Raw genomic sequence first — 23,314 nt, 5'->3', positions numbered from 1 at the left:
CCACGGAGGCTCTACGGGCGCGTACAGGCCTGCTCACGAGCCGCCTGAACGACCGTCAGCCGAGATTGTGTGCCGGGAGGTTTGAGCGTCGGCAAAGTGGTGAGGAGCCGTACGCAGACTCAGACCACCAGGAGTTCACCGTGCGCGATGCCAGTCCGACCCGCCCCAGCCTCTCCCTCCTGCTCGTGGGCGCGGCCCTGCTGATCGCGACGCTCGCCGCCGCCAGCATCCACTGAGTACGGCGAAGGGGCGGCCACCCGATGACCGGGTGGCCGCCCCTTCGCCGTACTCGTGGGAAAACTCTCAGACGAGCGCTCCGCCCGGCAGTTCCACCTTCGCGCCGAGCTCCATCAGCTTCTCCATGAAGTTCTCGTAGCCGCGGTTGATCAGGTCGATGCCGTGCACCCGCGACGTGCCCTGCGCCGCCAGCGCCGCGATCAGGTACGAGAAGCCGCCGCGCAGGTCGGGAATGACCAGATCCGCGCCCTGGAGCTTCGTCGGACCGCTGACGACCGCCGAGTGCAGGAAGTTGCGCTGGCCGAAGCGGCAGTCGGAGCCGCCCAGGCACTCGCGGTACAGCTGGATGTGCGCGCCCATCTGGTTCAGCGCGGACGTGAAGCCGAGGCGCGACTCGTACACCGTCTCGTGGACGATGGACAGGCCCGACGCCTGCGTCAGGGCCACGACCAGCGGCTGCTGCCAGTCGGTCTGGAAGCCGGGGTGCACGTCCGTCTCCAGGGCGATCGCGTTGAGCGGCCCGCCCGGGTGCCAGAAGCGGATGCCCTCGTCGTCGATCTCGAACGCGCCGCCGACCCGGCGGAACGTGTTGAGGAACGTCATCATCGAGCGCTGCTGGGCGCCGCGCACATAGATGTTGCCCTCGGTGGCGAGCGCCGCGGACGCCCAGGAGGCCGCCTCCAGGCGGTCCGGGAGCGCACGGTGGTTGTAGCCGCCGAGCGAGTCGACACCGGTGATCCGGATCGTACGGTCGGTGTCCATGGAGATGATCGCGCCCATCTTCTGCAGTACGCAGATGAGGTCCTCGATCTCCGGCTCCACGGCGGCGTTCGACAGCTCGGTGACGCCCTCGGCCAGCACGGCCGTCAGCAGCACCTGCTCCGTCGAGCCGACCGACGGGTACGGCAGGCGGATCTTGCAGCCGCGCAGCCGCTGCGGGGCCTCCAGGTACTGGCCGTCCGCCCGCTTCTCGATCGTCGCGCCGAACTGGCGCAGCACCTCGAAGTGGAAGTCGATCGGCCGGCCGCCGATGTCACAGCCGCCCAGGCCCGGGATGAACGCATGGCCCAGCCGGTGCAGCAGCGGGCCGCAGAACAGGATCGGGATGCGCGAGGAGCCCGCGTGGGCGTCGATGTCGGCGACGTTGGCGGACTCGACGTGGGACGGGTCGAGGATCAGCTCGCCCGGTTCCTCACCGGGGCGGACCGTCACGCCATGCAGCTGGAGGAGTCCGCGTACGACGCGCACGTCACGGATGTCGGGCACGTTGCGCAGTCGGCTCGGACCGCTGCCGAGGAGCGCGGCGACCATCGCCTTCGGCACCAGGTTCTTCGCGCCGCGGACGCGGATCTCGCCCTCGAGCGGGGTGCCGCCGTGGACAAGCAGTACATCGTCAGTGCCGGTCATGGATCTCGCGTTCCGGAGTGGTCGGACAGGTGGCCAGTGAAAAGAGTAAGGGGCGACTACCCCTGTGCCATAAGGCCAAGGGGGGTGGGCGTATGTCATGAATCAGACACAACACTCTCCGCACAGCGGCCTCTGCGGAGGGTGACGTTCCGGGGGTGCGCGCTCCCGCTGCTGCAGTGCGCCCTGAGCTGCGCACGCTTACGCATCGCCGTCCGCTCCCCCCGGAGGGCCAATGTGCGGGATCATGTGTCGCATGACGGAGGTGTCCTCGCTCACAGGGCGGCTGCTGGTGGCCACACCGGCCCTCGCGGACCCCAACTTCGACCGCGCGGTGGTGCTCCTCATCGACCACGACGAGGAGGGCTCCCTCGGCGTGGTCCTCAACCGCCCGACCCCGGTCGGCGTCCGCGACATCCTGCTGCCCTGGGCGGCGCTCGCGGGCGACCCGGACGTCGTCTTCCAGGGCGGCCCGGTCTCGCTCGACTCGGCGCTGGGTGTGGCCGTGATCCCCGGCGACGAAGGGCCTCTGGGCTGGCGCAGGGTCTACGGCGCGATCGGCCTGGTCGACCTGGAGGCCCCGCCGGAGCTGCTCGCGGCGGCCCTCGGCTCGCTGCGGATCTTCGCCGGGTATTCGGGATGGGGGCCCGGCCAGCTGGAGAACGAACTGCGCGAGGGTGCCTGGTACGTCGTCGAGTCGGAGCCCGGCGATGTGTCGTCCCCGGAGCCGGAGAGCCTGTGGCGGGCCGTACTGCGCAGGCAGCGCAGCAAGCTGGCGATGATCGCGACGTACCCGGACGACCCGAGTCTGAACTGAACGCGGCGGGGGTGAGTACGCTTGGATGCCATGAGCACTCTTGAGCCCGAGCCCGAGCGCGGGGCAGGTACGGGGACCCTCGTCGAACCGACGCCGCTGACCTCGCACGGCGACGGAGACCACGAGCGGTACGCCCATTACGTCCAGAAGGACAAGATCATGGCGAGCGCGCTCGACGGTACGCCCGTCGTGGCGCTCTGCGGCAAGGTCTGGGTCCCGGGTCGCGACCCGAAGAAGTACCCGGTCTGCCCGATGTGCAAGGAAATCTTCGAGTCCTTGGGCGCCGGTGGCGACAAGGACAAGGGCGGCAAGGACAAGGACAAGGGCAAGAAGTAGCCCTCCTGTAAGCAGTCCCTGCTTCACCCGTGACGGCCCCCGGGGTGCGCCGAGTGCGCGCCCCGGGGGCCGTTGCGTTGACGCCTCTCCAGCACGCTGCTGTCTTCGTACTCGTACAGCGACGCCTGGTCTCCGGACTCGGCGGAGCGGTAAGGATGACGTGATGGACCTCATTCCCGCGCCCCTCGGCTACGAGGGCTTCGGCAGTACGGACGGCTTCCTTCTCGACCGGAACACCGTGGTGGACGCGCAGCCCGGTACGGAGGGCGTCGCGCGCTGGCTGAGCAGCACGGTCGGCGCCGCGTCAGGGCTGCCGCTGGCACCGGGCACGGCAGGGGTGGCGATCCGCCTGCGGATCGCCACCGCGAGCGCGCTTCCGGAGAGCTACGCACTGCACGTGAACGCCGACGGCGTCACCCTCACCGGGGGCGACGCGGCCGGAGTCTTCTACGGCGCCCAGACCCTGCGCCAACTCCTCGGCCCCGACGCCTTCCGGCGCGCACCGGTGAACCCCGACCGCGTGTGGAAGCTGCCGGGCTGCGCCGTCGAGGACAGTCCGCGCTTCGGCTGGCGCGGCCTGATGCTCGACGTATCACGGCACTTCATGCACAAGGACGGCGTCCTGCGCTACCTGGATCTCCTCGCCGCCCACAAGCTCAACGTCTTCCACTTCCACCTCACCGACGACCAGGGCTGGCGCATCGAGATCAAGCGCCACCCGAAGCTGACGGAGACCGGCGCGTGGCGTGCGCGCACCCAATGGGGCCACCGGGCATCGGAGTTGTGGACGCAGACGCCGCACGGCGGTTACTACACGCAGGACGACATCCGCGAGATCGTCGCGTACGCCGCCGAGCGGCATATCACCGTCGTCCCCGAGATCGATATCCCCGGCCACTCGCAGGCCGCCATCGCCGCATACCCGGAACTCGGCAACACGGACATCGTCGACACCTCCCAACTCGCCGTCTGGGACACCTGGGGCATTAATCAGAACGTACTCGCCCCCACTGACAGCACCCTCCGCTTCTTCGAGGACGTCTTCGAGGAAGTCCTCGCCCTCTTCCCCTCCACCTTCATCCACATCGGCGGCGACGAGGCGCTGAAGGACCAGTGGAGGAAGTCCCCGGCCGCCCAGGACCGTATGCGTGAACTCGGCCTGGCCGGCGAGGACCAGCTCCAGTCCTGGTTCGTCCGCCACTTCGACACCTGGCTCACCGACCGCGGCCGCCGCCTCATCGGCTGGGACGAGATCCTCGAAGGCGGCCTCGCGCCCGGCGCCGCCGTCTCCTCCTGGCGCGGATACACGGGCGGGATCACCGCCGCCCGGGCCGGCCACGACGTCGTCATGTGCCCCGAGCAGCAGGTGTACTTGGACCACCGCCAGGACGGCGGCGCGGACGAGCCGATGCCCATCGGGTACGTACGCACGCTGGAGGACGTCTACCGCTTCGAGCCCGTACCGCCGCAGCTCACGCCCGAAGAGGCGCGGCACGTGCTCGGCACCCAGGCCAACGTCTGGACCGAGGTGATGGAGAACCGGAGCCGCGTCGACTACCAGACGTTCCCGCGCCTGGCCGCCTTCGCCGAGGTCGCCTGGTCGGACCTGCCGCCGTCCGCAGAGCGCGACTTCGCCGGTTTCGAGGCGCGAATGACAGGGCACTACGCCCGACTTGACGCGCTGGGTGTCGAGTACCGGCCGCCGGGCGGCCCGTTGCCGTGGCAGAAGCGTCCGGCCCCCAATGGGATGACAGCGAGCCTCGGACGCCCGATCGAGGGGTCGCCCCCAAACGTGTGAGCCGGGCGGGAAGGTATGGGCCGTACTGCGCCGGGGCTGGGACCGTGGAGGTCCTGGCCCCGGCGTAAGTTGCACAAGGCCGCTGAACAGTGGCAATTCGTACTCAACGCCAATGAAGTGCGAAACCGGACCTATGCCCTGGTCGGGGACGAGAGTCCCCTAGCGGACCCTCGCGTCGGCCGGTTCTCAAGATGTGCCAGAGTTGCCACGTCCGGGCTGTGAGCACGTACCGTACGGCGCAACAGGCGGGACAGCCGGGACACCGGGAAGGGGCAGCTGGGTTGACCACGCACGCACCGCAGGCGGCGCAGTCCGTGACGCTGCCGGCCTCGCTCGACGAGGCCGTGGCGGCACTCACCGCCATGCCTGCCGCCGTGCCCGTCGCGGGCGGTACGGACCTGATGGCCGCCGTGAACTCCGGGCAGCTGCGGCCATCGGCCCTGGTCGGACTCGGCCGCATCAGCGAGATCCGCGGCTGGCAGTACCAGGACGGACACGCGCTGCTCGGCGCCGGCCTCACGCACGCCCGGATGGGAAGGCCCGACTTCGCGGCCCTCATCCCGGCACTGGCGGCGGCCGCGCGCGCCGCGGGCCCGCCCCAGATCCGTAACGCGGGAACGCTGGGCGGCAACATCGTCACCGCCGCCCCGACCGGCGACTCCCTGCCCGTCCTGGCCGCCCTGGAAGCGACGCTCGTGATCGCCGGACCCGGTGGCGCACGCCGCGAGATGCCCGTCTCCCACCTGCTGGCCGGCCGCGAGATGCTGGGCCCGGGCGAGCTGATCGGCTTCGTGCGCGTACCGCTGCTGCACGCCCCCCAGGTCTTCTTCAAGGCCACCGGCCGTACCGGCCCCGGCCGCGCGTCCGCGTCCGTGGCCCTGGTCCTCGACCCCGCGCACCGCGAGGTGCGCTGCGCGGTGGGCGCCATCGCTCAGGTGCCGCTGCGGCCGCTGGAGGCGGAGCGCTGGATCGCCTCGCTGATCGAGTGGGACGCGGACCGCAAGCTGGCGCCCGAGGCGTGCACGGCCTTCGGCGAGTACGTCGCGGCCGGCTGCATCCCGGACCCGCCACCGGCGGCGGACGGGTCGGAGCCGCCCCCGCTGCCACCCGCCGTACTGCATCTGCGGCGCACCGTCGCCGCGCTGGCCCGACGAGCGCTGGGGAGGGCACTGGCGTGAGCGAGAACGAGAACCCCCGGACGCCGGGGCCCGCGAACCCCGGCGGCTGGCAGCCGATCCCGCAGGGCGGCGAGTACGACGCGGAGGCCACGGCCTTCGTGCAGCTGCCCGAGGGCATGACGGGCATGGGGGCCGCGACCGGCACGGGCGACCCGCTGGCCGCCCCCGGCCACGACTACGTACCGCCGCAGATCACGGTGGCGCCGGGCGCTGCCACCGACCCGGGCGCGACCGGGACGTGGATGGCGCCGCCGGTGCACGGCGAGATGCGCTGGCCGGAACCGGAGGGCTCGCAGCCCTCTGCCCAGGCGGCCCCCGCGCACGACCCGGGCGCGACGGGCCAGTGGTCGTTCGAGGCGGCGGCGGAACCCACGCCCGCCCGCGCCCCCGTACCGGAGCAGGCACAGGCACCCGCGGCCGAGCTCACGGGCCAGTGGACCATCCCGGTGGCAGACGGGGATCTCCCGGACGAATCGGGCGAGTTCACGACCTCCGCACTCGCCGCCGCCCAGTGGGGCGCCGCGCCGCCGCCGACGACCCTGCCGGGCGGAGCGACCGCGCCATGGGCGAGTACGGCGAACACGGCGGACGCGGGCGCGACCCTGCCGGGCGGGGCAACCGCGCCCTGGGCGACGGCCTCGAACGACGCCGAACCGGAGCCGGAGCCGGAGCCCGAACCCGAGCCGGAGCCCGAGGCGGCACCGGAAGCCACAACGGAACCGAGGCAGGAAGCGGAAGCGGAGCAGGAACGGGATCAGGACCCCGAGCCGGACCCCGTCTCCGACTCGGCCGCCGCGCACAGCGAACACCCCCACGCCTCCTACGTCCTGCGCGTGAACGGCGCCGACCGCCCCGTCACCGACGCCTGGATCGGAGAGTCCCTCCTCTACGTCCTGCGCGAGCGCCTCGGCCTCGCCGGTGCCAAGGACGGCTGCTCCCAGGGCGAATGCGGCGCCTGCGCCGTCCAGGTCGACGGCCGCCTGGTCGCCTCCTGCCTGGTGCCCGCAGCCACAACCGCCGGCAGTGAGGTCCGTACAGTCGAGGGCCTGGCCACCGACGGTGAACCGTCCGACGTCCAGCGAGCTCTCGCCAACTGCGGCGCCGTCCAGTGCGGTTTCTGCGTACCCGGCATGGCGATGACCGTCCACGACCTCCTCGAAGGCAACCACGCCCCGAGCGACCTGGAGGCCCGCCAGGCCCTCTGCGGCAACCTCTGCCGCTGCTCCGGCTACCGAGGTGTCCTGGAAGCCGTACGCGAGGTCGTGGCCGAGCGAGAGGCATCCGCCGCCTCTGCCGCTGCCGTCCCCGAAGAGGCGGTCCGCATCCCGCACCAGGCGCCCCCCGGGGCCGGCAGTGTCCAGCAGCCCCACCCGCACGACGGAGGCATGGCGTGAGCCACGACGCGGCCACCGCGACCACCGCGACCACCGCACCGGCGGTCGACGGGTCCCCGCCCGAGCAGCCCACCCACGGCCTCGGCGCGTCCCTCCCGCCGGCCGATGCGCGGGCGAAGACCGAGGGCACGTTCCCGTACGCGTCCGACCTGTGGGCCGAGGGCCTGCTGTGGGCGGCGGTGCTGCGCTCCCCGCACGCCCACGCCCGTATCGTCTCGGTCGACACCTCCGGTGCGTCCGAAATGCCGGGTGTACGGGCCGTGGTGACCCACGACGACGTGCCGGGCGACCCCGCGCACGGCCGAACCGTCGCCGACCGCCCCGTCTTCGCCTCCGACCTGGTCCGCCACCACGGCGAGGCGATCGCGGCAGTGGCCGCCGACCACCCCGACACGGCCCGTCTGGCGGCCGCGGCGATCGTGGTCGAATACGAACTTCTGGATCCGGTCACCGACCCGGAGCAGGCCTTCGCTGCCGAGCCGCTCCACCCCGACGGCAACCTGATCCGCCACATCCCGCTCAGCTTCGGCGACCCGTCGGTCACGGGCGAAGTGATCGTCGAGGGCCTGTACCGCATCGGCCGCCAGGACCCCGCCCCCATCGGCGCGGAGGCCGGTCTCGCCGTCCCCCGCCCCGACGGCGGCGTAGAGCTCTACACGGCGTCCACCGACCCGCACACCGACCGCGACCGGGCCGCGGCCTGCTTCGGCCTGGAGCAGGAGCGCGTCAAGGTAGTGGTGACGGGCGTACCGGGCGCGACGGGCGACCGCGAGGACGGCAGCTTCCAGATCCCGCTGGGGCTGCTGGCACTCAAGACCGGCTGCCCGGTCAAGCTGGCGGCCACCCGCGAGGAGTCCTTCCTCGGCCACGCCCACCGCCACCCGACCCTGCTCCGCTACCGCCACCACGCGGACGCGGAAGGACACCTGGTCAAGGTCGAGGCCCAGATCCTGCTGGACGCGGGCGCGTACGCCGACGCGTCCTCCGAATCTCTCGCCGCCGCGGTGGCTTTCGCCTGCGGCCCGTACGTCGTCCCGCACGCCTTCATCGAGGGCTGGGCGGTCCGTACGAACAACCCCCCGTCCGGTCACGTCCGCGGCGAGGGCGCCCTCCAGGTCTGCGCCGCGTACGAGGGCCAGATGGACAAGCTGGCGGCGAAGCTCGGCCTCGACCCGGCGGAACTGCGCCTGCGCAACGTCATGGCCACGGGCGACCTGCTGCCCACCGGCCAGACCGTGACGTGCCCGGCGCCCGTCGCGGAACTCCTGTGCTCGGTAAGGGACTTCCGCCTCCCCACCCTCCCCAAGGACACCCCGCAGGACGACTGGCTGTTGCCGGGCGGCCCCGAGGGTGCGGGCGAACCGAGCGCCGTGCGCCGGGGCGTCGGCTACGCGCTGGGCATGGTGCACATGCTCGGAGCGGAGGGCGCGGACGAGGTCTCCACCGCCACGGTGAAGGTCCACGACGGCGTGGCCACGGTGATCTGCGCCGCGGTGGAAACCGGCCAGGGCTTCTCCACCCTGGCCCGCCAGATCGTCCAGGAGACCCTGGGCATCGAAGAGGTCCACGTGGCGTCGGTCGACACGGACCAGCCCCCGGCGGGCGCGGCGACGCACGGCCGGCACACGTGGGTGTCGGGCGGAGCGGTGGAGCGGGCGGCCAAAATGGTCCGGACGCAGCTCCTCCAGCCGCTGGCGCACAAGTTCGGCATGTCCACCGAGCTGCTGCAGATCGCGGACGGCAAGATCACGTCGTACGACGGTGTCCTGTCCACCACGGTCACCGAGGCCATGGACGGCAAGGAACTCTGGGCCACGGCCCAGTGCCGCCCGCACCCCACGGAGGCCCTCGACGAAACGGGCCAGGGCGACGCCTTCGTGGGCCTGGCGTTCTGCGCAATCCGCGCGATCGTCGACGTGGACATCGAGCTCGGCTCGGTACGGGTGGTGGAAATGGCGGTGGCCCAGGACGTGGGCCGCATCCTGAACCCGGCGCAGCTCGCGACCCGCATCGAGGCGGGCGTGACGCAGGGCGTGGGCGCGGCCCTGACCGAAAACCTCCGCACCCCCCGAGGCCTCGTCCGCCACCCTGACCTCACCCACTACGCACTCCCGACCTCCCTCGACGCCCCGGACATCCAGATCGTGAAGCTGGTCGAGGAGCGCGACGTGGTCGCCCCCTTCGGCGCGAAGCCGGCCAGCGCGGTCCCGGCGGTCACGTCCCCGGCGGCGGTCGCATCGGCGGTACGCGCGGCGACGGGCCGCCCGGTCAACCGCCTGCCGATCAGGCCGCAGGCGGCGGTCGCCGTACCCAACCCGTAGGGACGGGGGGCGAACGGGGGTGTCGGTGCTCCAGTGGCTGCTGTTCTGCGTCACGTGTGCGGCGGGGGCGGCCGGGCTGGGATGGCTCGCTCCCGTGGTGCCGACGTGTTGGCAGCGCGGGTCGGCAGCGGCGACCACCGCACCGTCGCCTCCGCCGCACGGCCCCCCGGCGGCAGGGTCTTCACCGGCATGAACGCGGCACACGTCCGGGCGGAGCATCAGGAGTAGTCCCGCGCGGCCCCCTTGTCCCGGCGCATGGGGCCAGCCACTATGCGACCGCAGCGGCGACTCTCGAACTCGGATGCGTGAGGGGTCTCATGAGCGATAGGACCACACGGGGCGTGAGCCGACGCGGGTTCGGGCTGCTCGCCGGTGCTGGTGCCGCCGCGGCGCTCACCCGGGGGGACGCGCAAGCCACCGTCGCGCCCACCCGGGGGGACGCGCAGGCCGCCCCCACCCCGGCCCCCGCCCCACGCCGCGCCTACCTCGGCACCTACACCACGCAGCCGGGCGGCGGCACCGGCATCGGGCTCGCCGCGTACCGGCCGCGCAGCGGGGAGCTCGCCTCCACCGGGGTCCTCCCCGGCGTCTCCAACCCCTCCTTCCTCGCCCTCTCGCCCGACCGCAGGACCCTGTACGCCGTCGACGAGCGCGCCCGGGGAGCCGTCACCGCCGTGCGCGTCCGGCAGGCCGGGCCGCCCGAGGTGCTGGGAGAGAGCCGCAGTACCGGCGGCGCCGACCCCTGCCACCTCTCCGTACACCCCGGCGGGCGCTTCCTCCTCACCGCGAACTACACCGGCGGCAGCGTCTGCGTGCACCCCATCGGGCGCGGCGGTGTGCTCGGGGAGGCCAGTGACGTCGTACAGCACACCGGGTCCGGGCCCGATCCCGCGCGGCAGGAAGGGCCGCACGCGCACATGGTGGTCAGCGACCCGGGTGGGCGCTACGTCCTCGCCGTAGACCTCGGCACCGACTCCGTCCACACCTACCGCCTCGACCCGCGCACCGGGCGACTCCATGAGCGTGCCCGCGCCGCGATGAAGGCCGGGGCGGGGCCGCGGCACCTCGCCTTCCATCCGTCCGGCAGGTACGCGTACGTCGTGAACGAACTGGACAGCACCATCGCCGTCTGCGGCTACGACCGGCGCGCCGGGACCCTCACCCCCGGCGCGCCGCTGCCCACCCTGCCACCCGGCACCGAGCTCACCGAACGCAACTACCCTGCCGGGGTGGTGACTTCACCGGGCGGACGCTTCCTGTACGTGTCCAACCGCGGCCACAACAGCATCGCGACGTTCGTCGTCGAGCGCGGTGGCGCGGCGGTGCGGCTGGTGTCCGTCACGCCGTCCGGCGGCTCGTATCCCCGGCACATCGTGCTGGATCCGTCCGGCACGCTGCTGTTCGCCGCCAACCAGAAGTCAGGGACGGTCACCGTCTTCCGTCCGGACCGGGCCACGGGACGCCCGGATCCGGTGGGGACGGCGTTCGCCGCGCCCATTCCGGTGTGCGTGCTGCCGGTGTAGCGACGCGGTTGCGTGGAGGCCGTGATCGGAATCGAACCGACGTAACTTGCTTTGCAGGCGGTTGGCTCGCCTCAATATGCGCCCGGGACCCGGGGTGCATTTTTGAATGGGGCCTTCGTCGGCTGGAGGTCATGCGGAGATTTCAGCAATGAAGGACGGTCTCGTAAGAGGGCGTTTGCTTTGGAGGCTCAATGCCATAGCTGATGTGCAGCCGCTGCAGGAGTCCCCAACTCCGGACGCACCGGTGAACCGCGGATGCACCTGAATCCGCCTGCCTGGTTGATCCGTTTAAACGCCAAAGCCCCCCAGCTCCGCTACGGTTGGGGGTGGCTCCTCGCTCACACCGTCGCCGACCGCCCCGCTCATCACGAAGGCCGCACACATGACAGAGCTCGCAGCGCCCTGGTACGCAACGGCAACCTTCTGGACCATCACTGTCGCGGCCATAGCAACACTGCTAGGCGGTGGGTTAGGCGGCGCATGGTTGACAAACAAATACGCCAACCCTAAGCGGAAGCTTCAGTACGCATGGCTGAAGAACGTCTCATTGCTGAATACCGCGCAATCCGCAACGAGTACGCTGCACGTGCAACATGGAGGCAACGCTCTAAGGAACCCCCGCCTCGTCGACGTTATGCTACAAAACCCAGGGAAGAAGGCGATCACCGCCAGCTCTTTCCATAACGGCGACAGTATCAAGATCGACCTCGCGGCCAATGTGCTGGAAGTTCTGGAAATCAAAACCCAGCCAACCACGGCTATTGCCCCACCGGTATCCATTAACGGTAAATTTGTGGAAATTGCACCCTGCCTAATCTCTGGCGGGCAATACGTGACCTACTCCGTATTGGTGGACGGAGACGCACGCAACCCTTCTCTACGGTCGCCGTTGGAGGACATTGAACCGGAAGAAACCGAGTTCGCCTCTGGCCGCGAACGCGGACGGAATATCGTCTCTACTGCCGTTATCGCTATCAATGTGCTGGTTCTCTCGCTCCTGAGCACGCTCGCTTTTTTGGCGTACAGCGAGGCGAAAGTACAGCGGGCTGAGGCTCGAACAGCCTATGAAGCGGTTGAGGAAGCGCAAGAGCAGGCCAAGAGATCCGGTGAAGTAACGGCCGCGCTGTGCAGGGAAATGGGCCGCAGTAACGCGTCCGATCGGACAATTGTCCGCACGTTCTGTCAAATCGTGGAGGATGACCCAAAACGGAAAGGGCCTTAATTGTTGTTCGGGCGCAGATGGCAAATTTCAGGGCACCCAGCCGCCGGCTGGATGCCTGAAATTTTTTATGCCCGAGATGGGCCAGTCGCTCGCAGCGGAATGCGATCAGCGCTTGCCTGGCCTCAAACGGGCCAGGAGTCGGCCGGGTCGTCCAGCCAAACGGATTGCCCTTCCGCATTCACGGTGAGCCCGAACCGCTCATGCCCCGGCTTGCCTTCGCCTTCCCACCAGCGGAACGCGGCTTCTGCCTCATCCCACAGTCGTCGAGGGCCGAACTGCCAGACTCGCGCATTCTTCCCGTCGCGGAACATGACGCACGCCCAAGAGCGATCGTCGAGCCCGTAGAACCACACAGGCCGTGCCCCGTCATGCTTTTCGGCGACGGTGTGACAGCAGTTGCGAATTCGGAGACCCAGCGCGAAGCGCTGAGGGCCGAACTGCTCTCCGATGAACTCTGTTTCGGAGATGTCCGTAGACGACTCGTCGCCGTCTGCCACGCTGCCAGTTACGTACTCGTCATGGTCCACGGGTGGGCGACGTTGTGCCCTGAGCTTCATGAACTCCACGGGGCCCGTGAAGGCCCCTGTCGCGCTCTCTCCGTCGTCGGTAACGACCAGTCGGGCCACCGCGTCTCCGTTGCTGTAGTGCGTCCCCCAGGGGGCAACAATGACGCCTTCCGGTTGGCTCTGCTGCACCCATGCGAACGGGATGAACCGAAGACCGCATGTGGCAATGATCCGGTCGTACGGTGCCCCTTCCTGGAACCCCTTGAAGCCGTCACCGTGGACGACTCGCGCGGGCAGGCCGAAGCGCTCAAGGGCCGTTCGAGCCTGCTCGGCAACGGTCCCGTCAACTTCGATCGTGACGACGTTCTGAGCACCCAACCGGTGCGCCAGCAGAGCGGCATTCCAACCGGTTCCCGTGCCGATCTCCATGGCTCGGTGGCTGGGCTGTACGTCCAAGTCCCGAAGCATTCGGAACACGACGCTGGGCATGGATGCGGAGCTAGTCGAAACCTCCCCCGGCTCTGCCCCGTTGTGGGCACCGTCGTCCCACTGAGTGACGATCGGCACGTCGGAGTCCGCGTACTCCATCCAAGCGGCTGGATCATCCCTCTTCGAAATGGCCACGCTCTTTCCGGCGCCCATATCGAAGGGCCACATCCGTTCCGGCAGGAACGCAGAGCGGGGAACGGCCGCGAACGTAGGCGCCCAATCCGAAGAAAGGGCATCACCAGACATGAGGACACGCCCCAGCTCGGTAAGGCTGGGGCGCGTCTCGTGCGCATCGGTAGTCACCGCGCGGTGACCGGGTAGACCTTGGGCGGGTTGGGAACGCCGGGGCCCCCATCGGGGGTCGGTGGCTGGTGCGGACCGGGGTACGGATTGCCCGGAAGCTTGTCGCCACCGTTGCTTGTGATCGCGCTCATGCTCTCCATCTCCTTTGCCGTTCGGTGCGTACTGACCCGCCCGTGGGGGCGGGGGCTCAATTCGTCCCTGCCGGGATTTCGCGAAGTCGGGGGAACCTCTGCGGATACGTCCGGCAGGGACGAAACCTTTGGAGGGTCAGCGGCCTGCCTGTCGTTGCTTTTGCAGCCTGCCAACCGCAACGAGCTGCTTGCACTCCCACTCGGTCGCGCGTCGCAGTCTGCTGAAGTCCCTGCGCCACACAAGTCCAGTGGGGCGCTCCATTTCGATCATGCGTCCGTCAATGCCTCGCACTGTGCCGGGCATTTCGTAGTCGCGATCGAAGACAACCATGCCCCTGGTGAGTTCAATTGGTGTAGCGAAGACGGGCGTTCGGTGCACGCTTCGCGGTGGCGCCGCAACGGGGTTTCGTGTCCTCATGACCGGTCCGCCCTTCTATGCGGATGGCTCGCCAGTTCCTCATTGCAGCTCTGGACGGTGAGCGGGTCGACGCTTCGGGACGCCTCTCGCTGCCGCACCAATGCGGCGCATACGTCGCATCCGTCGACCGGCACAGGCTCAAGGGCGGGGACCGTGATCGCTGGTGTCGTCGACGTACGCTCAGTGATGCGCATAGCCAACCGCTCCAATCCGGCCTCAACGACCGTCAGGATCTCTTGCGTTGGTGTGATGTACGGGCCGCGCGGTACCCAGGGCGGCAGGGGTACCAGCTTGGAGAACGTCACGGTTTCCGGCGTCAGTCGGTAGAAGTCGCGCCGAGCTATGGCGGCATCAAGCTGCGGTGTGCGCTTCGGTAGGGGGGTAGCCATGCCTTGCCCTTCGCCTCTTTGCGTGCTCTCCGTGACTTTCTGCTCACACCATGGCCTCGTCGGCGTACGCTCGGTAGGGGTTTGCGTCCCGACCTGCTCTTTGGTCAGACCGGCATATGCAAATGCCGCTGACCAGTGAGGATGCATCCGACGTATGGAGCGACCAGCCCAGCGGTCAAGGGGGATTTCATGGGCTTAGAGCAATCGTCCGAAGGGGCGCCGAGCCCACGCCAGCAGTTCGCAGAGGCGCTCAGAAGCGCAAGGGAACTACACCCAGGGAGCACGCTTTCCCAGACTGATCTAGCCAGGAAGGCTCGGACCTCGAAGAGCACGATCAGCCGTGTTGAGACCGGAACAGGGCCAATCCCGCCCGAGCTGCCACCCCTGTTCGATCAGGTCTTTGCGACCGACGGACTGTTCAAGCGCCTGTACGAGGACACCGTCGCCCAGTCGTTTCCTGAGCTTTACCGGCGACGAATGGCCCTGGAAAGGGAGGCAGTAGCGGTATGGGAGTGGTCACCCACCATCGTCCCGGGGCTGCTTCAGACAGGCGGGTATGCGCGGGCCATCCTGCGGAAGGGTGACCCGAGGGCGAGTGACCGGGAGATCTCAGCAAATGTGGGCGCCCGGCTGGCGCGTCAAGATGTGCTGAGAGGGGCTGCGCCGCCTGATGTCCGCGTGGTCCTCTGCGAATCCGTGATCAGACGGCGCGTGGGCACTCATGAGGTGATGCGGGACCAACTCGCCACGCTGCTTGCTCATGGTGAGCGAGCGACCACTCGCATCCAGATCCTTCCGCTGGACGCTGAGGCACACCTACTCATCGAGTGGCCGGTCACGTTCCTGACGGGACCAAATCACGTGACTATGGTCTGTGTTGAGGCATACCGTAGCGCCGCGATCATTGACGATCAGGAGCCCGTTCGAGCTGCGGTACGCGCCTACGATGGCGTTACGAGCGAGGCGCTTTCAGCACGGGACAGCGCGGACCTCATCAGAGACCAGATGGAGAGCCTGTGAACACGAATCCGCCCCCGCAGTGGGTCAAGTCCACTTACAGCGGCCCCGAAGGCGGCAACTGCCTTGAGTGGGACCCGTCCGCCGCTGCTGCCTCAGGTCTTGTGCCCGTCCGTGACAGCAAGACCCCTCAAGGTCCGGCCCTCGTCTTCCCCGCCGCCGCGTTCAACTCGTTCGTCTCTGCCGTCCGTGATGAGGAGTTCCTGCCCCGGTAGGCGTCCCCGACGAAGCGCTCAGAGCCCCGCTGTCTCCCAGAGGACGGCGGGGCTTGTGCGTGTGCGCGGGAATCCAGAGCCGAGCGCTGGGGTCTGGTGCGTGCCGGGAGTCCCCGGTGTACCGGGGCTCCTGCCCGTCAGCTACTGCGTGGAGGCCGTGATCGGAATCGAACCGACGTAACTTGCTTTGCAGGCAAGCCCCTGAGCCACTCGGGCACACGGCCGTGCTGGAACTCCTCGAACGTAAGCCGCCGAGCGCACCGCCTCAAGGGATCCGTGCGGGGTGCAATGCGACTGCCATGCCGCGTTCACACACCGCCGCCGGTCGTACGACCAAAGGCCGACGCCCGACCGTCCTTGCGACAGGGTCCATTCGCCGGTGCGCCCCTTACTCTGGCCGAATGACCGCCCTGGAGCCGCGCGACGCCGAGGTCGCGCCCGAAGTTGCTGAGATACCCGGCGTACCCGCGGAACAGAGCGGCGTCCTGGGCAAGACGCACCGAGCCCTCAGCATCGGCATCATCGCCGTCGTCCTGCTCATCGCCTTCGAGGCGACAGCGGTCGGCACGGCCATGCCGGTCGCCGCCCGCGAGCTGCACGGGATCTCCCTCTACGCCTTCGCCTTCTCCTCCTACTTCACGACCAGCCTCTTCGCCATGGTCCTGTCCGGGCAGTGGGCCGACCGGCGCGGTCCCCTCGGGCCCCTCGCCACCGGCATCAGCGCCTTCGGGGCCGGGCTGCTGCTCTCCGGAACCGCCGACGCGATGTGGCTGTTCATCCTCGGCCGCGCCGTCCAGGGACTCGGCGGCGGGCTGGTGATCGTCGCCCTGTACGTCGTCGTCAGCCGCGCCTATCCGCAGCGCCTTCAGCCCGCGATACTGGCCGCCTTCGCCGCGAGCTGGGTCGTCCCTTCCGTCGTCGGGCCGCTCGTGTCCGGGACGGTCACCGAGCAGCTGGGCTGGCGCTGGGTGTTCGTCGGCATCCCCGCCCTGGTCGTCTTCCCGCTCGTCATCGCGCTGCCCGCGATACGCCGCATGGCGGCCGGACCCGCAGACCCCGACGCCCCCGTCCCCGCCTTCGACCGCCGCCGCATCCGGCTCGCGCTCGGCATCTCGCTGGGCGCCGGGCTGCTCCAGTACGCCGGCCAGGACCTCCGGTGGCTGTCGCTTCTCCCCGCGGCGGTGGGCGGGGCGCTGCTCGTGCCCGCCGTCCTGGGGCTGCTGCCGCGCGGCACCTACCGGGCGGCGCGCGGGCTGCCTTCGGTGGTGCTCCTGCGGGGGATCGCGGCCGGGGCTTTCATCGCCGCGGAGTCCTTCGTACCGCTGATGCTGGTCACCCAGCGCGGGCTGTCCCCGACGCTGGCCGGGCTCTCGCTCGCGGTGGGCGGTGCGACGTGGGCGTCCGGTTCGTACGTACAGTCGCGGCCGCGCATGGAGCCGTACCGGGAGCGGATGGTGTCCGGCGGCATGGTGCTGGTCGCCGCGGCAATCGCGACCGCGCCGAGCGTACTGATCCCCGCCGTCCCGGTGTGGGTGGTGGCGGTCGCCTGGGGAGCCGGCTGCTTCGGCATGGGCACGGTCATCGCCTCGACCAGCGTGCTCCTGCTCAAGCTCTCGGCCCCGGAAGAGGCGGGCGCCAACTCGGCCGCCCTCCAGATCTCCGACGGCCTGTCGAACGTCATGCTCCTCGCGATCGGCGGCGCGGTCTTCGCAGCCCTGGGCGGCGGCGCGGTGGGCACGGCCCACGCGACGACCTCGGCCTCCGGCTCGCATCCGGCGGCCTTCGCGGCGGTGTTCCTGCCGATGGCGGGGGTCGCGCTGGCGGGGGCGTGGGTCGCTACGCGACTGCGGACGCGAGGTGATTAGTACCATGATGGCCCCAGTAGTGGTACCGTCGTGGTATGGCTATGAACCTTCGTCTTCGTGACGACCAGCAAGAAGCCCTCAAGCTCCGGGCCGAGGAGGAGGGGCGCAGCATGCACGCCATAGTGCTTCAGGCGATCGACCGTTACCTGGAGCAGGAGGCGGACCGGGAGACAGTCAAGCGTCTCGGGGCGAAGTACGCCGTGCGCCATGCCGACCTGCTGAAGCGGCTGGGGGAGTAGGTGAAGTATCTGACGGTCCAGGAGGTCCTGGATCTGGCGGAGATCGCCTGTGGGGGGCAACAGGTCGCGGTGCGCGATCTGGGGCTGCTCAGTTCGGCGGTGCATCGCCCGCAGTCGCAGATGTTCGGTGTCGAGGCGTACACCGATCTCTTCGAGAAGGCCGCCGGGCTGCTGCAATCACTGTCTGTGAACCATCCGTTGGTCGACGGCAACAAGCGGATGGCGTGGATGTCCACGGTGGTCTTCCTCGACTTCAACGGCACCGAAATGGTCGAGGTTGATCAGGACGAGTCCTACAAGCTCGTCATCGAGGTCGCTTCGGGAGTCCTCGAAGACGTCGGCGAGATCGCCCGGAGATTGAGGGCACTGCACGAAGCGGTGTGACCCGTATCGCACTCCGCGAGGTCACCGCGTAGCTCCGGCGGGCACGGGACTTGGCCACCGGTAGGGTGGCCCGGTTGTCGTACGTACCCCTTGTGCCGCCCCCCGAGAGCCCCTGAACCGGAGACCGTGACTACTACCGCCTCCCACCACCTCTCACCCGCCTTCCCCGGCCGCGCCCCCTGGGGCACGGCCAACAAGCTGCGTGCCTGGCAGCAGGGGGCGCTGGAGAAGTACATCCAGGACCAGCCCCGCGACTTCCTCGCCGTCGCGACGCCCGGCGCCGGCAAGACGACCTTCGCGCTGACGCTCGCTTCGTGGCTGCTGCACCACCATGTCGTGCAGCAGATCACCGTCGTCGCGCCGACCGAGCACCTCAAGAAGCAGTGGGCGGAGGCGGCGGCCCGTATAGGCATCAAGCTCGATCCGGACTACAGCGCCGGGCCGCTGAGCAAGGAGTACCACGGGGTCGCGGTCACCTATGCCGGTGTCGGCGTACGGCCGATGCTCCACCGCAACCGGTGCGAGCAGCGCAAGACGCTCGTGATTCTGGACGAGATCCACCACGCCGGTGACTCCAAGTCCTGGGGCGAGGCCTGCCAGGAGGCGTTCGATCCGGCGACCCGGCGGCTCGCCCTGACCGGTACGCCCTTCCGCTCCGACACGAACCCGATCCCCTTCGTCGCGTACGAGGAGGGGAACGACGGCATCCGGCGGTCCTCCGCCGACTACACCTACGGGTACGGGAACGCCCTCGCCGACGGTGTCGTGCGGCCCGTCATCTTCCTCTCCTACAGCGGCAACATGCGCTGGCGCACCAAGGCCGGTGACGAGATCGCCGCCCGCCTCGGCGAGCCGATGACCAGGGACGCCATCGGGCAGGCGTGGCGCACCGCGCTCGCGCCGACCGGTGAGTGGATCCCCAATGTGCTCGCAGCCGCCGACACGCGGCTGACCGAGGTACGCAAGGGCATCCCCGACGCCGGCGGGCTCGTCATCGCGTCCGACCAGGACACCGCACGCGAGTACGCCAAGATCCTCAAGAAGATCACCGGGGACCGGCCGACCGTCGTCCTGTCCGACGAGAAGGCCGCATCGAAGAAAATCGACCAGTTCAGCGCGGACGGCTCCCGGTGGATGGTCGCGGTCCGCATGGTGTCGGAAGGTGTCGACGTACCGCGGCTGGCTGTCGGGGTGTACGCGACGACCATCTCCACGCCCCTCTTCTTCGCGCAGGCCGTCGGGCGATTCGTGCGATCACGGAGGCGGGGAGAGACCGCTTCGGTGTTCGTTCCCACGATTCCGATGCTCCTCGAATTCGCCAATGAGATGGAGGTCGAGCGGGACCACGTCCTCGACAAGCCCAAGAAGGGCAGCGACGACGAGAACCCGTTCGCGGAGGAGGACAAGCTCCTCGCCGACGCCGAGAAGCTGGAGGACGAGGAGACCGAGGAGCAGCTGCCCTTCGAGGCGCTGGAGTCCGACGCCGTCTTCGACCGGGTCCTTTACGACGGCGCCGAGTTCGGCATGCAGGCCCACCCGGGCAGCGAGGAAGAGCAGGACTACCTGGGCATCCCCGGGCTGCTCGAACCCGACCAGGTCCAGCTCCTCCTCCAGAAGCGGCAGACCCGGCAGATCGCGCACAGCCGCCAGAAGCCCGCCGCCGAGGCCGACCTCCTGGAGAAGCCGGCCGAGGCGCGTCCCGTCGTCACCCACAAGCAGCTGCTGGAGCTGCGCAAGTCGCTCAACACGATGGTCGGCGCGTACGTCCACCAGACCGGGAAGCCGCACGGCGTCATTCACACCGAGCTGCGGCGCGTGTGCGGCGGACCGCCGAGCGCGGAGGCCACGGCGGGCCAGTTGCAGGAGCGGATCAAGAAGGTCCAGGAGTGGGCCACCCGCATGAGGTGATGCCCCCAAGGCACCCCCGGGCCCCCTTTGTGCGTACGCATGAAGGGGGCCCGACGCACGTCCGGCCGGGAACGGTCTCGAATGGGCATCAATTGACCTTCCACGACCGGATTCTGGACGAGGGCTTCCGCTGAGCGGAGTCGATCGCTACCTTTCCGGCAACGCACACGCCCCGTGGCAACGCCGCCGCGGAGCGCAGCCGGTGCCATGGCCTGCCGGCGGCCTCTGCGCGCGACGCCGACGGGACCGGCGCCGCAAGCGTGAGAGAACCGCCGCACTCACCACAGAGGAGAGGGCGTCGTGACTGCGGAAACCTCCCAGACGCTCGACCGGGGACTACGTGTCCTCAAGCTGCTCGCCGACACCGACCACGGTCTGACCGTCACCGAGCTTTCGAACAAACTCGGTGTGAACCGCACCGTCGTATACCGGCTGCTCGCGACCCTGGAGCAGCACGCGCTCGTACGCCGCGACATAGGCGGACGCGCCCGCGTCGGCCTCGGCGTGCTCCGCCTGAGCCGTCAGGTCCACCCGCTCGTACGGGAGGCCGCGCTGCCCGCGCTGCGTTCGCTCGCCGAGGACATAGGTGCCACCGCGCACCTGACCCTGGTCGACGGCGCGGAGGCGCTCGCGGTCGCGGTCGTCGAGCCGACGTGGACGGACTACCACGTGGCGTACCGCACAGGCTTCCGTCACCCGCTGGACAGGGGCGCGGCGGGCCGGGCGATCCTCTCCGCCCGCCAGGGCGCCCTCGCCGACGGCCAGGACGGCTTCACACTCACGCACGGCGAACTGGAGGCGGGCGCGAGCGGCGCCGCCGCGCCGCTGGTCGGGGTGACGGGCCTGGAGGGCAGCGTCGGCGTGGTCATGCTGGCCGACACGATCCCGGAGCGGGTGGGGCCGCGTGTGGTCGACGCGGCTCGCGAGGTCGCCGACGCTTTGCGGTGAGGGCGGTGAGGGCGGGGAGGAAGTTAAGGAGTGCGCTCCCGTTAGATTGGGGGCGTGCTCTCACGTCTCTCCCGTATCAGCGTCCTCGCCCTCTGCGCGGCCCCCGTCGCCGCGCTCACGGCCGTGGCCGCCTTCGCGCCCCTGCCGTATGTCCTCGCGCAGCCCGGCAGCACCGCGAACGTCCTGGGTGAGAACAAGGGCGAGCCGGTGATTACCGTCACAGGGGCGCCGGTCCGCAAGACCACCGGTCAGTTGCGGATGACGACGATCGTGGCGACAGGGCCGTCCGTCGACATCGACCTCGGGCAGGTCGTCGACGCGTGGTTCAGGAGCGACCGGGCTGTCATGCCCAAGGAAGCGGTCTACCCCACCGGCAACAGCGACGCCGAGATCGCCAAGCACAACATCGCCGCGATGGAGAAGTCGCAGAACACCGCCGTCGACGCCGCCCTCGCTCACCTCGGCAAGAGCAAGGACCAGGTGAAGGTCGACCTGGAGCTCGCCGACATCGGCGGCCCCAGCGCCGGGCTGCTCTTCTCCCTCGGCATCGTCGACAAGCTCGACGGCGACGGCTCCGGCGGCGACCTGACCGGCGGCCGCAACATCGCCGGTACGGGCACGATCACCTCCGACGGCAAGGTCGGCGAGGTCGGCGGCGTACCGCTCAAGACGCAGGCCGCCAGGCGCGACGGGGCGACGGTCTTCCTAGTGCCGAAGGGCGAGTGCTCGCAGGCTCAGGCCGATCTGCCCGACGGGCTGCGCCTGGTGCCCGTGACGACGCTCAAGGACGCGGTGCAGGCGCTTCAGGCGCTGGCGCAGAAGGACGGGAAGGTCCCGAGCTGCTAGGAGCCGGCCTCGCTTCGTCCATCGTGCGCCAGGACGGGAAGATCACCGGGCTCAGCGTCGCCAGGAAGTACGCCCCGCCGACCACCAGCAGCGCCGTCACCAGCCCCGCCTCCTCGACCAGCAGCCCCGCCGCGAGACCGCCCAACGGCATCGTCAGCTCGCAGCCGGCCGTGGACACGCCGCCGACGCGGCTGCGCAGCTCCTGCGGGACGCGTTCGTACGTCACCGTCGTCAGGATCGGGTTGAGCATCCCGGCGGCCAGACCGCCCGCCGCCATCGTCACGGCCAGCGGGACCGTCCCGTCCACCAGCGCCGCGACGACGAAGCGCGGCAGCCCGCAGAGCAGGAACGCGACCGTGAAGACCACCCGGCGCGGGAAACGCTCGCCGACCGCCCCGTAGAGCAGGGCGCCGAGCAGCGCGCAGCCGCCGAAGATCGCCGCGAGCATGCCGAGGTCCGTTGCGCCGCCCAGGTTGTCCTTGGCGTGGACGGGCAGCAGGACCGCACTCCAGCCCTGGTCGAGGCCGTTGGTGAGCATCACCATCAGGACTATGGCCAGGAGGAGGCGGTGGCGGAGAAGGAAGACGTACCCCTCGCGAAGTTCCGTGCGGTACATCGTGAATGACACCGGCGCCGCGGTCTTCTGCGGCTCGGCCGCCCGTACGCCCCGTACCCCCGCCGCGACCAGCAGCGCCGACACCGCGAACGTCGCCGCGTCGAGCAGCAGCACCGCCTCGGCGCCGAGCAGCGCGATCAGTACGCCCGCGAGCGCGGCGCCGATCATGCGGGCCCCGCGCGAGACGCCCTCAAAGAGGCTGGCCGCGCGGGCGAGGGTGGTGCCGGCGTGGGCGGCGAGGTCGGGGACGAGGACGTAACGGGCGGTCATGCCCGGCGTATGGGCGAGGCCGCCGAGCGCCATCAGGGCGCACAGCATCCAGAACTCCAGCGCGCCGGCGTAGTGCAGCAGCGGGATCGCGCCGACGGCGAGGCCGCACACCAGGTCGGAGGCGATGGAGACACGGCGGCGGCCGATGCGGTCGATCAGCGGCCCGCCGACGAGCGCGGAGACGACGACCGGCAGCGTCGCGCAGAAGGCGACGACGCCGGCCCGGCCGGCGCTGCCCGTGGTGTCGAGCACGAACCACGGGACGCCGATCATGGTGAGCGAAGTGCCCGCTATGGACACGGCGTTGGCGGCCAGTACGGCGGCGAATGGCTTCCGTCCCCCCTTGACGGTCATGCGATACGAGCCGGCCGGGCGGGAGGGTGCTGGGCGAGACGCAGGCCGAGCTCGACCATGGTCCAGCCGAGCCGGGTGCGCAGATGTCGCGACGCGGGGCGGGGGAGCCGGGCGTACTCGGCGGCTTCGTGCTGAAGTTCGGCGGCGCGCTGGTGGTGGAGCTGGAGGTGTATATCGGGGTGCATG

General features: G+C 69.8%; 23 protein-coding genes and 1 tRNA gene. 17 read left to right on the top strand and 7 right to left on the bottom strand.

What is annotated here, in order from left to right; all coding sequences use genetic code 11:
- Positions 1-303: 303 nt before the first annotated feature.
- Positions 304-1,644 (bottom strand): UDP-N-acetylglucosamine 1-carboxyvinyltransferase, encoded by a 1,341-nt coding sequence (gene murA / locus PXH83_RS10440; protein WP_214922212.1) that lies wholly within the window; start codon positions 1,642-1,644, stop codon positions 304-306.
- Positions 1,645-1,897: 253 nt separating this feature from the next.
- On the opposite strand from murA, the gene PXH83_RS10435 reads away from it, so the two are divergent.
- From PXH83_RS10435 to PXH83_RS10395, 9 genes are all read left to right on the top strand, one after another.
- Entirely contained in the window at positions 1,898-2,458 is a 561-nt protein-coding gene (locus tag PXH83_RS10435; RefSeq protein ID WP_274559114.1) for a YqgE/AlgH family protein, read from the top strand.
- Positions 2,459-2,488: 30 nt separating this feature from the next.
- Positions 2,489-2,794, top strand: a complete 306-nt coding sequence (locus PXH83_RS10430) for a DUF3039 domain-containing protein (protein WP_274559113.1) — start codon at positions 2,489-2,491, stop codon at positions 2,792-2,794.
- A gap of 163 nt (positions 2,795-2,957) precedes the next feature.
- A complete protein-coding gene (locus PXH83_RS10425; RefSeq protein ID WP_274559112.1) occupies positions 2,958-4,592 on the top strand; it encodes a beta-N-acetylhexosaminidase in 1,635 nt (544 codons plus the stop codon).
- Positions 4,593-4,873: 281 nt separating this feature from the next.
- The gene (locus PXH83_RS10420) at positions 4,874-5,770 is read left to right on the top strand and encodes an FAD binding domain-containing protein (RefSeq protein ID WP_214922198.1); all 897 of its coding nucleotides are present in this window, start codon (positions 4,874-4,876) and stop codon (positions 5,768-5,770) included.
- Positions 5,767-7,164 (top strand): (2Fe-2S)-binding protein, encoded by a 1,398-nt coding sequence (locus PXH83_RS10415; RefSeq protein ID WP_274559111.1) that lies wholly within the window; start codon positions 5,767-5,769, stop codon positions 7,162-7,164. The genes PXH83_RS10420 and PXH83_RS10415 overlap by 4 nt, the downstream gene beginning before the upstream one ends.
- On the top strand, positions 7,161-9,485 hold the full coding sequence (locus PXH83_RS10410; protein ID WP_274559110.1) for a xanthine dehydrogenase family protein molybdopterin-binding subunit: 2,325 nt from the start codon (positions 7,161-7,163) through the stop codon (positions 9,483-9,485). Before PXH83_RS10415 ends, PXH83_RS10410 begins: the two co-directional genes overlap by 4 nt.
- A gap of 105 nt (positions 9,486-9,590) precedes the next feature.
- A complete protein-coding gene (locus PXH83_RS10405) occupies positions 9,591-9,713 on the top strand; it encodes a hypothetical protein (protein ID WP_274559109.1) in 123 nt (40 codons plus the stop codon).
- 113 nt (positions 9,714-9,826) lie between these two features.
- Positions 9,827-11,008 carry a lactonase family protein gene (locus PXH83_RS10400; RefSeq protein ID WP_274559108.1) on the top strand — a complete coding sequence of 394 codons (1,182 nt, stop codon included), beginning with the start codon at positions 9,827-9,829 and terminating at the stop codon, positions 11,006-11,008.
- A 382-nt stretch (positions 11,009-11,390) separates the two neighbouring features.
- A complete protein-coding gene (locus PXH83_RS10395; RefSeq protein ID WP_274559107.1) occupies positions 11,391-12,230 on the top strand; it encodes a hypothetical protein in 840 nt (279 codons plus the stop codon).
- A 122-nt stretch (positions 12,231-12,352) separates the two neighbouring features.
- Here the strand turns inward: PXH83_RS10395 and PXH83_RS10390 are convergent, their stop codons facing one another.
- The 3 genes from PXH83_RS10390 to PXH83_RS10380 form a co-directional block, all read right to left on the bottom strand.
- The gene (locus tag PXH83_RS10390) at positions 12,353-13,471 is read right to left on the bottom strand and encodes a methyltransferase domain-containing protein (protein WP_274562758.1); all 1,119 of its coding nucleotides are present in this window, start codon (positions 13,469-13,471) and stop codon (positions 12,353-12,355) included.
- A 53-nt stretch (positions 13,472-13,524) separates the two neighbouring features.
- Complete coding sequence (locus PXH83_RS10385; protein WP_274559106.1) at positions 13,525-13,659, bottom strand: hypothetical protein; 135 nt, start codon at positions 13,657-13,659, stop codon at positions 13,525-13,527.
- Between the two features lie 414 nt (positions 13,660-14,073).
- On the bottom strand, positions 14,074-14,271 hold the full coding sequence (locus tag PXH83_RS10380; RefSeq protein ID WP_274559105.1) for a hypothetical protein: 198 nt from the start codon (positions 14,269-14,271) through the stop codon (positions 14,074-14,076).
- Positions 14,272-14,655: 384 nt separating this feature from the next.
- On the opposite strand from PXH83_RS10380, the gene PXH83_RS10375 reads away from it, so the two are divergent.
- Together PXH83_RS10375 and PXH83_RS10370 are read left to right on the top strand one after the other, a co-directional pair.
- The gene (locus tag PXH83_RS10375) at positions 14,656-15,486 is read left to right on the top strand and encodes a helix-turn-helix domain-containing protein (protein WP_274559104.1); all 831 of its coding nucleotides are present in this window, start codon (positions 14,656-14,658) and stop codon (positions 15,484-15,486) included.
- Complete coding sequence (locus PXH83_RS10370; protein WP_274559103.1) at positions 15,483-15,698, top strand: DUF397 domain-containing protein; 216 nt, start codon at positions 15,483-15,485, stop codon at positions 15,696-15,698. Before PXH83_RS10375 ends, PXH83_RS10370 begins: the two co-directional genes overlap by 4 nt.
- A 149-nt stretch (positions 15,699-15,847) precedes the next feature.
- Here PXH83_RS10370 and PXH83_RS10365 read toward each other — a convergent pair.
- Positions 15,848-15,922 (bottom strand) — tRNA-Cys (locus tag PXH83_RS10365).
- A gap of 177 nt (positions 15,923-16,099) precedes the next feature.
- On the opposite strand from PXH83_RS10365, the gene PXH83_RS10360 reads away from it, so the two are divergent.
- The 6 genes from PXH83_RS10360 to PXH83_RS10335 all read left to right on the top strand — a co-directional run bounded on the left by PXH83_RS10360 (position 16,100) and on the right by PXH83_RS10335 (position 21,888).
- Entirely contained in the window at positions 16,100-17,563 is a 1,464-nt protein-coding gene (locus PXH83_RS10360; protein WP_274559102.1) for an MFS transporter, read from the top strand.
- Positions 17,564-17,604: 41 nt separating this feature from the next.
- Entirely contained in the window at positions 17,605-17,802 is a 198-nt protein-coding gene (locus PXH83_RS10355; protein WP_215133503.1) for an Arc family DNA-binding protein, read from the top strand.
- Positions 17,803-18,186: a type II toxin-antitoxin system death-on-curing family toxin gene (locus PXH83_RS10350; RefSeq protein WP_274559101.1), complete on the top strand. Its 384-nt coding sequence runs from the start codon at positions 17,803-17,805 to the stop codon at positions 18,184-18,186.
- A gap of 126 nt (positions 18,187-18,312) precedes the next feature.
- Positions 18,313-20,094, top strand: a complete 1,782-nt coding sequence (locus PXH83_RS10345; protein ID WP_274559100.1) for a DEAD/DEAH box helicase — start codon at positions 18,313-18,315, stop codon at positions 20,092-20,094.
- 300 nt (positions 20,095-20,394) lie between these two features.
- On the top strand, positions 20,395-21,042 hold the full coding sequence (locus PXH83_RS10340) for an IclR family transcriptional regulator (protein ID WP_274559099.1): 648 nt from the start codon (positions 20,395-20,397) through the stop codon (positions 21,040-21,042).
- 54 nt (positions 21,043-21,096) lie between these two features.
- The gene (locus PXH83_RS10335; RefSeq protein ID WP_274559098.1) at positions 21,097-21,888 is read left to right on the top strand and encodes a S16 family serine protease; all 792 of its coding nucleotides are present in this window, start codon (positions 21,097-21,099) and stop codon (positions 21,886-21,888) included.
- Here PXH83_RS10335 and PXH83_RS10330 read toward each other — a convergent pair.
- Positions 21,824-23,128 (bottom strand): MFS transporter, encoded by a 1,305-nt coding sequence (locus PXH83_RS10330; RefSeq protein WP_274559097.1) that lies wholly within the window; start codon positions 23,126-23,128, stop codon positions 21,824-21,826. The two genes, PXH83_RS10335 and PXH83_RS10330, sit on opposite strands and share 65 nt — an antisense overlap.
- Positions 23,125-23,313: a hypothetical protein gene (locus PXH83_RS10325; RefSeq protein WP_274559096.1), complete on the bottom strand. Its 189-nt coding sequence runs from the start codon at positions 23,311-23,313 to the stop codon at positions 23,125-23,127. The genes PXH83_RS10330 and PXH83_RS10325 overlap by 4 nt, the downstream gene beginning before the upstream one ends.
- Between the last annotated feature and the right edge of the window lies 1 nt (position 23,314).

The organism is Streptomyces spiramyceticus, assembly GCF_028807635.1.
Classification (GTDB): Bacteria; Actinomycetota; Actinomycetes; order Streptomycetales; family Streptomycetaceae; genus Streptomyces; species Streptomyces spiramyceticus.
The sequence above is the reverse complement of the archived record's forward strand: the minus strand, read 5'-3'. Positions and strand labels throughout refer to the sequence as shown.

What these genes read in the sequence shown, in the direction of transcription:
- PXH83_RS10360 (WP_274559102.1), top strand. Translation starts at nt 16,100, where the DNA reads ATGACCGCCCTGGAGCCGCGCGACGCCGAGGTCGCGCCCGAAGTTGCT.
- PXH83_RS10390 (WP_274562758.1), bottom strand. Translation starts at nt 13,471, where the DNA reads ATGTCTGGTGATGCCCTTTCTTCGGATTGGGCGCCTACGTTCGCGGCC.
- PXH83_RS10355 (WP_215133503.1), top strand. Translation starts at nt 17,605, where the DNA reads ATGAACCTTCGTCTTCGTGACGACCAGCAAGAAGCCCTCAAGCTCCGG.
- PXH83_RS10430 (WP_274559113.1), top strand. Translation starts at nt 2,489, where the DNA reads ATGAGCACTCTTGAGCCCGAGCCCGAGCGCGGGGCAGGTACGGGGACC.
- PXH83_RS10380 (WP_274559105.1), bottom strand. Translation starts at nt 14,271, where the DNA reads ATGCGCATCACTGAGCGTACGTCGACGACACCAGCGATCACGGTCCCC.
- PXH83_RS10375 (WP_274559104.1), top strand. Translation starts at nt 14,656, where the DNA reads ATGGGCTTAGAGCAATCGTCCGAAGGGGCGCCGAGCCCACGCCAGCAG.
- PXH83_RS10425 (WP_274559112.1), top strand. Translation starts at nt 2,958, where the DNA reads ATGGACCTCATTCCCGCGCCCCTCGGCTACGAGGGCTTCGGCAGTACG.
- PXH83_RS10395 (WP_274559107.1), top strand. Translation starts at nt 11,391, where the DNA reads ATGACAGAGCTCGCAGCGCCCTGGTACGCAACGGCAACCTTCTGGACC.
- PXH83_RS10385 (WP_274559106.1), bottom strand. Translation starts at nt 13,659, where the DNA reads ATGAGCGCGATCACAAGCAACGGTGGCGACAAGCTTCCGGGCAATCCG.
- PXH83_RS10330 (WP_274559097.1), bottom strand. Translation starts at nt 23,128, where the DNA reads ATGACCGTCAAGGGGGGACGGAAGCCATTCGCCGCCGTACTGGCCGCC.
- PXH83_RS10325 (WP_274559096.1), bottom strand. Translation starts at nt 23,313, where the DNA reads ATGCACCCCGATATACACCTCCAGCTCCACCACCAGCGCGCCGCCGAA.
- PXH83_RS10435 (WP_274559114.1), top strand. Translation starts at nt 1,898, where the DNA reads ATGACGGAGGTGTCCTCGCTCACAGGGCGGCTGCTGGTGGCCACACCG.
- murA (WP_214922212.1), bottom strand. Translation starts at nt 1,644, where the DNA reads ATGACCGGCACTGACGATGTACTGCTTGTCCACGGCGGCACCCCGCTC.